The 13,432-nt window shown below is 43.4% G+C and carries 14 protein-coding genes; 9 read left to right on the plus strand and 5 right to left on the minus strand.

Annotated elements, in window-relative coordinates; genetic code table 11:
• Positions 1–13: 13 nt before the first annotated feature.
• Complete coding sequence (locus tag J4N40_RS08940) at positions 14–508, plus strand: NlpC/P60 family protein (RefSeq protein ID WP_054579488.1); 495 nt, start codon at positions 14–16, stop codon at positions 506–508.
• Positions 509–553: 45 nt separating this feature from the next.
• Here the strand turns inward: J4N40_RS08940 and J4N40_RS08945 are convergent, their stop codons facing one another.
• From J4N40_RS08945 to J4N40_RS08955, 3 genes are all read right to left on the minus strand, one after another.
• Positions 554–898, minus strand: a complete 345-nt coding sequence (locus J4N40_RS08945; protein ID WP_005377620.1) for a DUF3802 family protein — start codon at positions 896–898, stop codon at positions 554–556.
• Positions 899–1,088: 190 nt separating this feature from the next.
• A complete protein-coding gene (locus J4N40_RS08950; RefSeq protein ID WP_025766666.1) occupies positions 1,089–2,051 on the minus strand; it encodes a GGDEF domain-containing protein in 963 nt (320 codons plus the stop codon).
• The gene (locus J4N40_RS08955; protein ID WP_021033872.1) at positions 2,051–3,025 is read right to left on the minus strand and encodes a response regulator; all 975 of its coding nucleotides are present in this window, start codon (positions 3,023–3,025) and stop codon (positions 2,051–2,053) included. The genes J4N40_RS08950 and J4N40_RS08955 overlap by 1 nt, the downstream gene beginning before the upstream one ends.
• Before the next feature lie 224 nt (positions 3,026–3,249).
• Between J4N40_RS08955 and J4N40_RS08960 the strand changes: the two genes are divergently transcribed.
• Complete coding sequence (locus J4N40_RS08960) at positions 3,250–4,116, plus strand: fructosamine kinase family protein (RefSeq protein ID WP_005377623.1); 867 nt, start codon at positions 3,250–3,252, stop codon at positions 4,114–4,116.
• Between the two features lie 253 nt (positions 4,117–4,369).
• On the plus strand, positions 4,370–4,564 hold the full coding sequence (locus tag J4N40_RS08965) for a CPXCG motif-containing cysteine-rich protein (RefSeq protein WP_017634925.1): 195 nt from the start codon (positions 4,370–4,372) through the stop codon (positions 4,562–4,564).
• 75 nt (positions 4,565–4,639) lie between these two features.
• Here J4N40_RS08965 and J4N40_RS08970 read toward each other — a convergent pair whose 3' ends face one another.
• On the minus strand, positions 4,640–5,251 hold the full coding sequence (locus J4N40_RS08970) for a riboflavin synthase subunit alpha (RefSeq protein WP_250654191.1): 612 nt from the start codon (positions 5,249–5,251) through the stop codon (positions 4,640–4,642).
• Between the two features lie 392 nt (positions 5,252–5,643).
• Here J4N40_RS08970 and J4N40_RS08975 point away from each other — a divergent pair, with 392 nt between their 5' ends.
• Complete coding sequence (locus J4N40_RS08975; protein WP_005377626.1) at positions 5,644–7,014, plus strand: MATE family efflux transporter; 1,371 nt, start codon at positions 5,644–5,646, stop codon at positions 7,012–7,014.
• 134 nt (positions 7,015–7,148) lie between these two features.
• Positions 7,149–8,147 (plus strand): DUF3080 domain-containing protein, encoded by a 999-nt coding sequence (locus tag J4N40_RS08980; RefSeq protein ID WP_042522941.1) that lies wholly within the window; start codon positions 7,149–7,151, stop codon positions 8,145–8,147.
• A gap of 15 nt (positions 8,148–8,162) precedes the next feature.
• Here J4N40_RS08980 and J4N40_RS08985 read toward each other — a convergent pair whose 3' ends face one another.
• Positions 8,163–9,008, minus strand: coding sequence for a DNA ligase (locus tag J4N40_RS08985; protein ID WP_053307085.1), 846 nt, complete (start codon positions 9,006–9,008; stop codon positions 8,163–8,165).
• Positions 9,009–9,431: 423 nt separating this feature from the next.
• Here J4N40_RS08985 and J4N40_RS08990 point away from each other — a divergent pair, with 423 nt between their 5' ends.
• Genes J4N40_RS08990 through J4N40_RS09005 form a run of 4 tightly spaced genes read left to right on the plus strand, consistent with a single transcriptional unit; the run spans position 9,432 to position 13,430 of the window.
• Positions 9,432–9,752, plus strand: coding sequence for an STAS domain-containing protein (locus J4N40_RS08990; RefSeq protein ID WP_017634929.1), 321 nt, complete (start codon positions 9,432–9,434; stop codon positions 9,750–9,752).
• 26 nt (positions 9,753–9,778) lie between these two features.
• Positions 9,779–10,645: an OmpA family protein gene (locus J4N40_RS08995; RefSeq protein ID WP_017820663.1), complete on the plus strand. Its 867-nt coding sequence runs from the start codon at positions 9,779–9,781 to the stop codon at positions 10,643–10,645.
• Positions 10,642–12,744: an SLBB domain-containing protein gene (locus tag J4N40_RS09000; protein WP_064353904.1), complete on the plus strand. Its 2,103-nt coding sequence runs from the start codon at positions 10,642–10,644 to the stop codon at positions 12,742–12,744. Before J4N40_RS08995 ends, J4N40_RS09000 begins: the two co-directional genes overlap by 4 nt.
• Positions 12,744–13,430, plus strand: coding sequence for an AAA family ATPase (locus J4N40_RS09005; RefSeq protein WP_054730238.1), 687 nt, complete (start codon positions 12,744–12,746; stop codon positions 13,428–13,430). Before J4N40_RS09000 ends, J4N40_RS09005 begins: the two co-directional genes overlap by 1 nt.
• Positions 13,431–13,432: the final 2 nt, after the last annotated feature.

The raw sequence follows: 13,432 nt of genomic DNA on the forward strand, positions 1-13,432 counted from the left end.
GTGAGTCATAGAGATGACAGGTGGTGATTTGCGTCGAGTATATTTTCCTTTGATAATCAGTGTGCTACTAAGCGCCTGCTCTTCTGGGCCTGAGCCTAGTGAGCAAGCACAGGTGACAACACCTACAAATCAGCTATTGTCGGACAACCCTGACTTGTTCGACTTTTACACAGAGTGGCACGGCACGCCTTATCGCTTAGGCGGGACACAGAAATCTGGAATTGATTGCTCAGCATTTGTACAAAAAGCGTTTGTTGAGGCTTATCAGCTCTCGTTACCAAGGACAACGAGGCAGCAATCAAAGCAAGGTGTGGAGTTAAGTTGGACGGATGCCAAGCAAGGGGATCTAGTGTTTTTTAAAACAAGACGTACAACTTATCATGTCGGAATTTACTTGGGTAACAAGCAGTTCATGCATGCATCGACGTCTAGAGGTGTGATTATTTCAAGAATCGACAACCCATACTGGGCATCTAAGTTTTGGCAAATAAGAAGAGTTACAATGTAACTCCTCTCACTCTTTAACCGGACATTGCTGTAAGTTAAAACAATATCAGTCGTAAGTCGCAACAGCATTATCGAACAGATTTTTGACCAGAGCGATGTATTCATCAAGGAACGTGATCTGTTCATTGGTCGCTTTTTTATGCCATACCCCAGCCAATATCTCACCAAGATCTTCAACAACTGCATCAGCCTCTTTCAATAATTTGAAGCGTACGCTCGAGTGAAGTTCTGGATTTTGCTCAAAAATCGCCATGATGTTTGAAGCCACCATATCGGTGACAACATCTTCGATGCTTTCGGATCCAGTGTCGCCAATTTCGGTCGTAAAAATATCTAGATTTAGAGACAAGTGCTCGATAAGAGCGAGATATCCATCGGTTTCTAAAACCACTGTTTTTCTCCGTTTATTGCAAGCCTTCGAAGCTGAAAGCAGAATAGTTTCAATAGTAAGACATGCCGAGAAAATTTCATTAACTTATTTCATATTAACAAACATTCACGAACCAACTGGATGATTTTCAAACAATTGAGCTTTGCTTCACTGAATTCGGATACAGGGTTTCTTCAAACCTTTTTATATTTCAGTCATTTTCATGCAAACAGGTTTGGTTACGACCATTTTCTTTTGCACGATACAGCGCAGCATCGGCACTCTTTAACCATTGAGTGTGAGTTTCAAAATAAGGCTTATACTCGCAAACACCAATACTTATCGTGTAATTAATCAAAAAATCTTCCACTTTCACGATCTCTTGCTCAATTCTTTTGCGCAAACGCTCTGCGAAATAGCAAGCTTGCTCCTGGTTTGTGTGAGGAAGTAGTACGGTAAACTCTTCACCACCAAAACGACCGCAGATGTCACTGCTCCTTGCTGTTTTTCTCAACAAGGCAGAGGTTCGACGAATGACTTCGTCCCCTGTCGGGTGACCATAAGTATCATTCACCTTCTTAAAGTGGTCGATATCGAATATTACTAATGAGCATGGTCCGTCGATAACTTTTAAGTGAGCAAACTCATCTTTCAATGATTGCTCCCAATAAGCGCGATTAAATAAACCTGTTAAACCATCTTTGCGACTGATTTCCGACAAATGTTGATTTGTTTCTTTCAAATGAATGCGATTTCTCGCAGTTTCAGAAACATCATTGACTTGAATCGCTATGTGGCTGACCTCTCCTGAAAGCCCAATTAACGGCGTGATCACGATATCTTGATACATAAAATCACTGCTGTTTGAAACCGGAGAAAAATTGTTGAACTTAAAAAGGTACGGTCGGTTTTCCCAGCTAGAAAAAGAACGAGTTTCCAGATCGGCGGCAGCTTTTATCTTGGTTTCTAGCCAAGTTCTTGGCAGCTCTTCAAAATGCTCAAATAAACATTCACCAAGAATTTCTTGTGATAGAACGCCACTGTATGACTGCATAAAACTGTTCCACACACACACTTTATACTCTTGATCCAAAACAATAAGCCCTGAATCCATCGTATCGAGAATTTGTGTGACCCAATGAAAGTCTGCTATGTCCAGCGTGATATCGGACATTAGATTAGCTCCATGATTTCATAGATTATTTCTACGGATGGCTTATCAATTAAAAACAGTACCTCGCACTCGAAATCGAGCGCTTCTGCCATGTAGGTGTATTCGATAGTAAAGAGCTCACCCAACTCGCCTTGCTCTTCACAATAAGGTGTTAAGGTATCCACAATGCCTGGCTGACGAAGTGAGAACTGCTTGTCGAGTTGATCGCCCAACGATGTGAGAAATGACGAAACCAGTAGGTTAGAGATATTCAAGATGATTTCATTATGAGGCGTAAACTCAAGGAGGTAACCTAATTTTTCCCCAATCTGATTGATATCCCTACCACGTAAACACACCAGTGCCTCTCCGTGAATACCACCACCGACAAACCTCTGCGCTACCGCAACGGAACTGTCACGCCCAACCACATCAACCAGTGTCATATGAAGCTCGCCGTAGGACAAAGGTCCAACATGAGGAACAGGAAGTTGGATGAACTCATGTAAATGGTCGGCCATAATCGCAGCCCCTTTACCAAGGGCAATGTTCGCAATTTCACGGAATTTTGCTAGTAAGGAAAGCTCTTCGCAACCCTGGTTTTTAGAATCAACCGAATGACTAGGTTTGAACGCATAATGCAGCCCTAATTGTTCGTATAGTGGGAGCACCTGCTCTTCTGTCAGAGGCTTAGCGATAAAAGCTTGAGCACCAAGATCGAGACAGCGCTGTTTTGCCTCTTGTTGAACATCTCCAGAAATAATGACGATTTTGGTCGGGTACTGGCTAACAGGTAATGATTCGAGGACCTCAAAACCATCCATTATGGGCATCGTTAAATCGAGAAACAAAATATCGATATTTTGCTCAGCAAGAATATTAAGCGCCTCATAACCATCTTGCGCTTCAATAAGATGCAATGATGTATCTTGTACGATAGAACGCGCAATAAGCTTTCTTGCAACAGCTGAGTCATCACATATCAGTATTTTCATGCCACCAATGGAACTAACGTCAAAAAAATCATAATACCTGTTGTAAACGTTCATCTCCATATGCTAAGCCAACAAATCAGAGGCTTATAAGCGATTTGATTCACATTTATACAAATTGACTACACTAAGAGGAAGGTTTCTTTACTAAGTATGCTCAACATAGCGCCAACTCCCTGCTATTTATCCTAAACTATTGGTGGTCAAATAGATTCGCGAGGTTTTGTATGTGGCAAGCAATATCGCAACAGCTTTCTGATACTTTATTGTTCGATTACCAGATCACGGAAAAAGTAAGGCTGTCTGGTGGGGATATCAGTGAAAGCTACATGATCAATGATGGCGAGCAACGTTATTTTGTGAAAATTAACGATCGCGAGTTTTTGTCTAAATTTGAGGTAGAAGCTGAAAGCCTGCATCTTTTGCGTGAAACATCCACACTATTTGTACCTGAGGTAGTATTGGTTGGTAAAACCAAAAATGCCTCATTCCTAATTCTTAACTACCTTCCAACGAAACCATTAGAAGATGGTCCCAACAGCTTTAAATTTGGGCAGCAATTAGCTCACCTACACCAGTGGGGCGAGCAAAAAGAGTTTGGTTTTGATACCGACAACTATCTCGGTTCGACTCTACAGCCCAACAAATGGCACAAGAAATGGTGTGTATTCTTTGCTGAGCAACGCATAGGTTGGCAATTACAGCTCCTTAAAGAAAAAGGCGTCACCTTGGTTGATATCGATGACTTTATCGATGTCGTAAAACAGCGGCTAGCAAACCATGCTCCGGAACCTTCTTTGTTGCATGGCGATTTATGGAATGGAAATGCGGCACTCACTGCATTCGGTCCTATCTGTTACGATCCTGCGTGCTATTGGGGGGACAGGGAGTGTGATATTGCGATGACAGAGCTTTTTGGTGGATTTCAACCAGAATTTTATCAAGGCTACGAATCGGTTATGCCACTTTCTTCAAGCTATGAGGAACGTAAAGATATCTATAACCTTTACCATGTTCTCAACCATTGTAATTTGTTTGGCGGCCATTACTTGGAACAGGCTCAACTGGTTATTAATAAAATCATTTCTTATTAATTTGGAAGCCACTGCATATTTCAAGATGTAAAATCTCGAGGCACATCACTACAGAAAATCACCCTAAGCTCAAGGTTGAGTTTGGGGTCAAGTTTTGTACTTATTTCGACTCAATTAGCAACAACTCTGCCTAATATCAAAGGAGACTTAACTTTGGATTGTGCCTATTTTCCTTGTAGGCAAAGTAAGTAAAGGGCTGTACTTCCTTGATGAATAGTGTGTTTAAAAGCCCTGCGAGATTAGGAGTTGTTGTATGAAAAATTATACCGAAAGGTATGTAAAGTGCCCGCATTGCGGACATTCTATCGGCATTACATTGGATGCAAGCAATGGTGACCAAGAATTTTATGATGATTGCCCAGCTTGTTGCCACGCTATCCACCTAAATATGCGAGTGGATGAGTTACAAGATAAGGTCGAACTATTTATCGATGACAATTACGAATAGCAGCTCGAGCATGTGAACATCAGAAATGTAAAAACGCTTAAATGAAAAAGGAGCACTCGGCTCCTTTTTCTCATTCTAAAGCTGTTTTGCTGCAAGAACGCGCTCAACAGTATCAACAATTGCTTGAGTCTGAGGATCAAACTCAATATTAACACGCTCCCCTACTTGTCTCACTCCGAAAAGCGTTCGCTGCAAGGTTTCTGGAATTAGGTGTACCGAAAAACGACACGCTTCAACTTCACCAATAGTTAGCGAGCAGCCATCTAAACCAATGTAACCTTTCGCTAATACATATTTCATTGATTCTTGCGGCAGTTGGAACCAAATCGTGCGGTTATTGGGCGTATCGATGATATCGACAATATCTGCCGTTAAACTAATATGACCAGACATGCTATGCCCGCCTATTTCGTCACCAAGCTTAGCCGCGCGCTCAATGTTTACGCTATCCCCTTCCACCAGCCGACCTAAATTAGTAAGAGCCAATGTCGCTTGCATTAAATCAAAACTGATAAGGTTGCCTTCGATCTTAGTCACAGTTAGACAACATCCGTTGTGTGCAACGGATGCACCAATTTCTAACCCTTTACAAAGTTCATCGCTTAACTCGACAACGTGCGTTTGAAAGCGTTCTTTTTTATCAATTTTAACGACCTTCGCCGTACCCTGAACTATTCCTGTAAACATTTCTTTTTACCTATTGATTTAATACCAACTGTAGTCGAAGACTAAGCCCTAAACACTGCGCTACAGGTCGGAAATAAAGACCGCAGACGATAAAGCCATGGCTTAATGAACACTGGTTTGTTCTCATGCATGCTTCAACATTACCATGATTCGCTGCTGTTCTCAGTAAAAGCGTATCCTTAGCGTGGAGAGCGTCCAGTCAGTGTTATCGACTATTAGCTACCTAGCTATGGAATATAAACATACAATTGTTTATCATTTGCGCGGAGTTTCTCCGAGGCATTTTTTCACCTTATCGTGACTAAAATCAACCATCAGATCCGTTCACCACATCTTTTGCCCTCGAGTACTCTCATTCTTTCAACTTATTGTTCCGCTCTGGAGTATTTTTCGTGCATCGCTATAAAGAAGAAGCATCAAGTCTTATCAAATTGGCGACCCCGGTATTGATCGCATCTGTCGCTCAAACTGGTATGGGGTTTGTTGATACCGTAATGGCTGGCGGCGTTAGCGCCACCGACATGGCTGCGGTTTCTGTCGCTTCAAGTATTTGGCTACCATCCATTTTGTTTGGGGTGGGTTTATTAATGGCATTGGTCCCTGTTGTCGCACAGTTAAATGGCTCTGGTCGTCGAGTGAAAATACCGTTTGAAATTCAGCAAGGCGTCGTTTTGGCATTGCTGATCAGTGTGCCGATAATTGCAGTCCTGCTTCAAACCCAGTTTATTCTCGGGCTGATGGATGTTGAAGCACTGATGGCTGAAAAAACGGTGGGATACATTCATGCCGTTATATTAGCAGTACCCGCTTTTTTACTTTTCCAAACGCTTAGAAGCTTTACGGATGGTATGTCATTGACGAAACCGGCAATGGTTATTGGCTTTATCGGTTTGCTGCTCAACATTCCTCTAAACTGGATTTTCGTGTACGGCAAGTTTGGTGCACCTGAATTAGGCGGTGTTGGCTGTGGTGTAGCAACCACGATTGTTTACTGGGTCATGTTTGCCATGCTATTGCTGTATGTGATGACATCAGAGCGATTGAAAAGCATCAACCTATTTGGAGAATGGCATCGCCCACAATGGAAAGCGCAAGTTCGTCTATTCAAGCTCGGCTTTCCTGTTGCAGCAGCGCTGTTTTTTGAAGTGACATTGTTTGCTGTTGTTGCACTGCTCGTTTCACCACTGGGTCCTATCATTGTGGCAGCGCATCAAGTCGCGATTAACTTCTCCTCGTTGGTATTTATGCTACCAATGAGTATTGGTGCAGCAGTAAGCATTCGTGTCGGCCATCGACTTGGTGAAGAAAACGTAGATGGCGCGCGCGTAGCGTCACGAGTCGGCATTATGGTTGGTCTAGCATTGTCCGTTCTCACAGCGATTTTAACCGTCTTGTCTCGTGAGTGGATCGCCGAGCTTTATACTAGCAACCCAGAGGTAATCACTCTAGCGATGCACCTGCTCGTGTTTGCCGCTGTTTATCAATGTACGGATGCGGTTCAAGTGATCGCAGCTGGTGCATTACGCGGCTATAAAGACATGCGAGCCATCTTCAACCGTACTTTTATTGCTTATTGGATTCTTGGGCTGCCAATTGGTTACGTCCTTGGCCGTACAGATTGGATTGTCGAGCCAATGGGAGCACAAGGCTTCTGGCTTGGTTTTATCATCGGCCTATCTTCTGCGGCCTTTATGTTAGGCGTCAGAATGCGTTGGATGCATCGCCAAGAGCCAGAAGTGCAATTGAACTTTTCAGTTCAATAAAAAGTAAAAAAAGCCAGCATCCGCTGGCTTTTTTGATCGAATAATCACACGGTTGAGTATACTTATAACAAGATTGCGAAGTGGTTGATTTTGCTCTCTAGACAACGGATACGAAGTTATAAAAAAGGATATTTGTGCGGTCTATTTTATTGTTCTTAATCTTGATTCTTAATGGTTGTGATAACTGGTTCAATCCAGAGAACGCCATGTTTGATAAGTATCATCAACGTGTAGCCAATGTATTGGACGTTCCTGCTATTCCAATAGAATTACAGTCTACGGTAACGATTCCTGCGAAACGCGTTTTGTTCGAGCCATTGCCAAGGCTATCTATTGGCCTGCTAGAGAGCTATCAATTACGACAATGCGGACTCTTTAATTTACTTGCCGAGAAAAACTCACAACTTGGAAAGGTGCAGGATGCCTTTCATGATTTTGATTATCAAACTGCCCTTTTAAGAGTCATAAATCGATGTTTATCCGAATTTCCACTTAGCGATGAAGAACGCGCGACATTGACAGAGCTTTACTCAACCAAGTGGCAACATCTAGACATTCATCTCGACAACTTACTACTCGTAAGTGATGCCATGCAAAAGCAACTAACAGCCTCTGATTGGCTATCTCAAAATACGACGAATGATATTGCACGCATTAACGATGTCTATCGTATTTTCAGCGAAATGTATGATTTACCCCACCGCGCGGTCTCACGTCTACCCGATGTGGAAGTTACTCAATATCAAGAAGAGTTAGAGAAATCTCGTTTACTCGGACGACTTTACTATTCAATGGTAAATACATCCCTTTGGTTAAAAGCGACAACTCAGCTACTTGAGCAGAACCAGAGCAATGTATTGTGCGGGCCGAACAGAGACACCACCCAGTTCCGCTACTTAAGAAATGTCTTTCAATCCATTTACGTTGAAGAAGTGCAACCTTATTTGGCTTATTTAGACAGCACCTATCAACAACTTAATGATGGTGCCACTTTGGTGGAGAACCGTATGCAACTCCATGGTCACCAGTATGGCATCATTGAGGCACATAGGACATTTAGGCAAGAAACCCTAAACCACGTTCAGTTTTGGCAGGGTCTCTTCAAACGATGTGGCGTAACCGTTGGCAACTAGTAAGTGCAGAGCGTTCTATTCCTTCAACCTTTCACGCAAGAATCGAGCAAAACGTGGTTTACCAGTATGTGTAAAACCGTTATATCTAAATGTAATGGTTGAACCAATTTTCGGAGGCTGGCGACGCACTTCATCGGTAAATCCGCTACCGATGTAAAACTCAATGCCATTTGGTAAGCGAACTAACATTGCTCCCATCATACCTAATAAGCGCCCTGTTCCTGGCTTATAACCCACAACTAACGCTTCATCATCTGCGTATCGTTTAAGTTTAAGCAAATCACTACCGCGTCCAGCCTGATAGCGGCTTGATACCTTCCGCAACATCACCCCTTCACCGTCGGATATTGAAATTTTATCCAACTGTGTAAACAGATGAGCTTCATTTTGAATGGCTCGGTGCTCGACATATTTGATATGAGGCTGGTCGACTTCAAGCACTAAATCTTTGATGTTGTAATAACGCTTCCGATAATCACCAGCGGAATATGGCATATCAAAGATCATAAAGTCGATGTGTCGCCAAGCAGACTCTACAGGAGTTTTATCTAATACCGTTTGCTGAACAAGATGGAAGTTACCTCTCCCAGCCCAAAGTTCACCGTCCAACGGATAATCAGGCAAAGGTCCTGTAAACCAATCTGGGGCGTAGATTCGATTACCATTTCTCGTCACGAGATGTTGCCCAGTCCAATAAGCGCGAACACCATCAAGTTTTTCGCTATACCAATATTCAGACACATCAATGCCATCCTGATAGCTTTGTGCAAGAGAAACTGGTGGTGCGAAAGACGTATCCGCTTGAGGCTGTGAAGACGCTGCCATAACAGCCAGCGCAATTAATGTCATTTTTAATGGCATAAGAAGACCTTGTACAAAAAATCGCCTTTATTGAAACGTAAGTCCTCTCGATGACCTATTTATTACTAGTTATTCTTCGACTCATAACAATCAACATTAGTAATAATTTGCAAAGATAATCATAAACTTTAGACAGGTTTTGCATTTAGTCGTTACACATTATTCTCGTATGGCGGATGGTTCGTCAATCGAGTTGGAATCTAATCATGACGTGCCTCCCCCGGTCTAACGACTTCTTTCGGCTCAAAACCTCTTATAAGCAAACCATTTCTCTGTGCGTTTTTGATTCTCAATTTGAGAATCAGTCCTTTCTCAAATTGAACAATATAATTAACAATATTTAACTGTTTGATTTTTCATTAATTTCAAATTGGCACGTTACCTGCTCTATATCCAATTAGAAAAACAAACGGAGACAGAGTCATGGAATTACGCAAACTAGAAATCAATCAAGACAAGTTAGCCATTGAGTTTTTTGGTGACTTAGATGCAAGTGGCTGTCGACAAGCACAACATCACATTGATGAAGTAATTCACAACAATCATCACAAAGAAGTCGAAATTAACCTACAGCACGTCCAATTTCTTGATTCTTCAGGGATTGGTGCCATTGTTTACTTATATAAGCGTCTAGTTGAACGTGAAAGAAGCATGAGTATTGAAAACGTATCAGGCCAACCTTTAGAAATCATGAGCTTGCTTCGTATCAACCATGCCATTCCCGTTAACTCAAAAGGACACTAAAAATACCGGTTTAAACGGAGGTTGGCATGGTAAATCTTTTACGACGATATGCAGTAAGCGGTCTTGTTGTCGGCATGTTTGGTTGTTCGTCGTTTGACTACCCAGAACACGGGAAAGGTGGCTTGGCGGAAAGCTATCAAGATATCTCGATCGAGAATTATCAGTTTTCCCCAGTAATGCCTGACGAGCCTTTAGGTCCAGAACATGGGTTAAGGTTTGATTGGCAATTGACCAAGTTACATCTAGACGCACTAATCCAAGAGGGCGCGCGCTGGTGTTTTCCTGCGGCAGTTGTTCAGGCCCTTGAAAAACAAAATAGAATTGCGCGCGAGTTAGAAGGTGGGCTTTTACTCGACGCTGCCAACGACCTTGTGATTCAGCGTCGACGCTTAAACCAGCTCGAACAACAACTCGACTACGTACTGAGCCAAACCACTTGCACACCGCCCGATGATATTGAAGCACTACGTAGCGACCTAAACATAGTCTCGGATATCTATGCACTACTTAATATCGACAACCAGTTTGCTGTCGATTCAGCAGAAATCAACCCGAAGTACATGGGACATTTGGCAGAAGCAGCCTACATTTTACGTGACCACCCCAACCTATCTCTTGTAGTAACGGGGCATGCGGATGCAACTGGAACACCCGATTACAACCAGAAACTTGCTCAAGCGCGTGCGGAACAAGTAAAGCGTTACCTAACCGTATTTGGTATCACTTCAGAGAGAGTCACTACCAAATCTGTCGGAGATAACCTGCCACTCTATGAAGGTGAAACATCCGCCGTGCGTTTAACTAATCGTCGAGTAAGCATCGAGGTTATTAGCCCTAATTCAGATAGCGATACCTCAATAAACCGCAACTCAACGGCAGGAGGCGCGCTATGAACACGATGAAACCATTTATCCTCTTAATGTTGTTGTGTCTGGTTGCGTGGGTACCTTCTTCCATAGCGGATGAGAGCAATACTGTTAAGGTCGGTGATTTAATACAGATTAACTTACCCGGAGAGGCGTCGTTAAACCAAGGGTTTCAGGTCGATCGTCGTGGACGAATTAATTTACCAGAAGTCGGCCCTGTATTAGTGGCCGGCTACAATGAACAACAACTCCAAGACGTGATTATCGACAGGCTAAAGACCGTTTATCGTGACGTTAACAACGCTCGAGTTTTTATTAAACAGCAACAGTTGTTAGTGTCCGTTCAAGGCTACGTGGTCAAACCCGGTGAATATACCTTACCTTCTGGGTCCAACATTCAAATGTTTGTGTACGAAGCTGGCGGCCTGCGCGCAGGGGCTCAGCTTGATAAAATGATCGTGAAACGTGGAAATAAAAACATTGAATTTGACTACAAACGCTTCCTTGATACGGGGGACAATAGCCAACTGCCAAAACTAGAATCACTGGATGTCTTATTTGTCCCCGCTTCCCCACTCGTAGGGAATATTGAGCAAGAGTTTGATGCAGCAAAACTCGCGAATTCAGGTGACAGCGCAGATTCCGCTCGTGCAATCAAAGTCTTTGGTGAAGTCAACGCACCTGGCTCGTTCTCATACAAGCCAAACACCACGCTAGTTGATGTCGTAATGCGAGCTGGCGGCGTGACACGATATGCCAGTGTTGAGCAAATTCGCGTGATAACAAACAATAACCCAACAATGTTTAACCTGAAAAAGTACCTTGATACTGGAGACCAAAGCCTACTGCCGGAGATCCTGCCAGGTGCCACCATCTTTGTCCCAAAACAGGAAGAAGAAATCAAAGCAGGTGCAAATGTGGTTTACGTGATGGGTGAAGTCGCCCATCCTGGGGCATACGAAGGCAAGCAAGGCGCTAGCTTCATGGATATCCTCGCCAACGCTGGCGGGCCCACTCGCTACGCAGAATCTCGCCAAATTCGCGTTATAAAAGCCGATGGCAAAGTCATCAAATTCGATCTTACCGCGCATACAGAAGGACTATCTTCAGCCAGACCACCAAATGTTGGACCAGGAGACGCGATTTTCGTGCCGGAGAAAACCGATTTCAATGAGAAGTCTTGGTTAAAAGTAGCACCTAGTCGAGCGGTCGCAGTGATGGGAGAAGTTGTTCGCCCTGGACGCATCGAGTGGTCAGACGAAATGGATTTGATTGATCTGCTTGCACACGTTGGTGGCCCAACTCGACGAGCTGATACCACCAAAATTGAAGTCGCCAATAACGGTCAAATGACACAATTTGACTTAGACCAATACATTCTGGATGGCTCGCCAACATCAAGCCTACCTCGAGTTTCCGCTGGTACAGTCGTAAGGGTACATGCATTGCCTGACGACCCATCCGATAATAAATCGCAATGGGTAAGCCAAAGCTCTGACGCATCAATATACGTTTTCGGGCAAATCAATGCACCTGGGCGCTATCGTTTCACCGAAGATATGCATTTTCTGGATATTTTGTCTGCCGCCGACGGACCGACAATGGATGCAGATATTCACAACATCCGTGTCACACACCGAGGCCTAGGTTATGCCAAAGTGAGTAAATTGAATTTATCGATGTACTTTGAAACAGGCGATGAGTCAATTCTGCCCCACGTTCGTCCTGGTGATACCATTTACATTCCAGAAAAAAACAAAAACTGGTTAGACCGTTCAAAAGAGTCCACGGTACGCGTATTAGGTGAAGTAAGAGACCCAGGGCGATACGTATTCAATGACAACATGACTGTGCTTGATCTGTTAGCGGAAGCAGGAGGACCAACTGACAATGCCTACCTTGAAAAGATCAGTGTGGTCAATATGTCTTGCTGCCAGGGCCAAGCCCGAACATTTGATTTGGTGAACTTTAGTAAAACAGCCAACATTTATGAGCTGCCAGTCATTCGCGCAGGCGACACGATTTACATTCCCCATAAAGACGAAAGCTTTGTTGAAAAAGCGAGGGCCGGATTAAGAGATATTTTACAAATCACCACAACCATCGTGTTAATAGGAGCGTTGTAATGACTATTCCTGCAACTCACGCTGAGATTGAGCAAATTTATCTTCAGAGTGAACAGAAAGGCCACAAAACGATTTGTGTTGTGGGTTGTAAATCTGAAGATGGTGTCACTTCCGTGGCGTCATCTCTTGCAGAGCGCTTGGTTTTAGCAGGCCACAATACTTTGTATGTAGACCTTAACTTATTCAAACCCGCTTATCACACTGTTCACGAATTTGATGATGACGAGAAGGTTGGCCATTTGATCACACGAGAGAATACACATCAAACTTTAGTCGGCCTCCCAGCTCCATCTCTCGCCAGCACTCAGTTAGCGTACCGAGACCCAACAATGCTGAAACGAAACATTGCACAATGGTTAACGCAGTACGAGCGCGTCGTGATAGATACATCACCACTTCTCAGTGTCAACCGAAGCAATATTGCGCCTCAAGTGATTGCTGGCGTATGTGATGCTACTTTGTTAGTAGCGCATTATGGTTCTACGACTGCAACCCAGCTCGAGCAAGCCAAAAAGATACTCGATGCTAGCGATGCGAACTTGATTGGTTCTGTACTGAACATGAAGCACACTCCAAGCCTGAAAGATGAGTTAATCCGCCAAGTTTCCAAGCTGCGTTTCTTACCAAAAAAGTGGAAAGAAAAACTGTCTCAGCAAATTAAAAAAAGCGAACTGTTTATGTTATAGGG

It is taken from the genome of Vibrio sp. SCSIO 43097 (assembly GCF_023650755.1).
GTDB classification, from domain to species: Bacteria; Pseudomonadota; Gammaproteobacteria; order Enterobacterales; family Vibrionaceae; genus Vibrio; species Vibrio alginolyticus.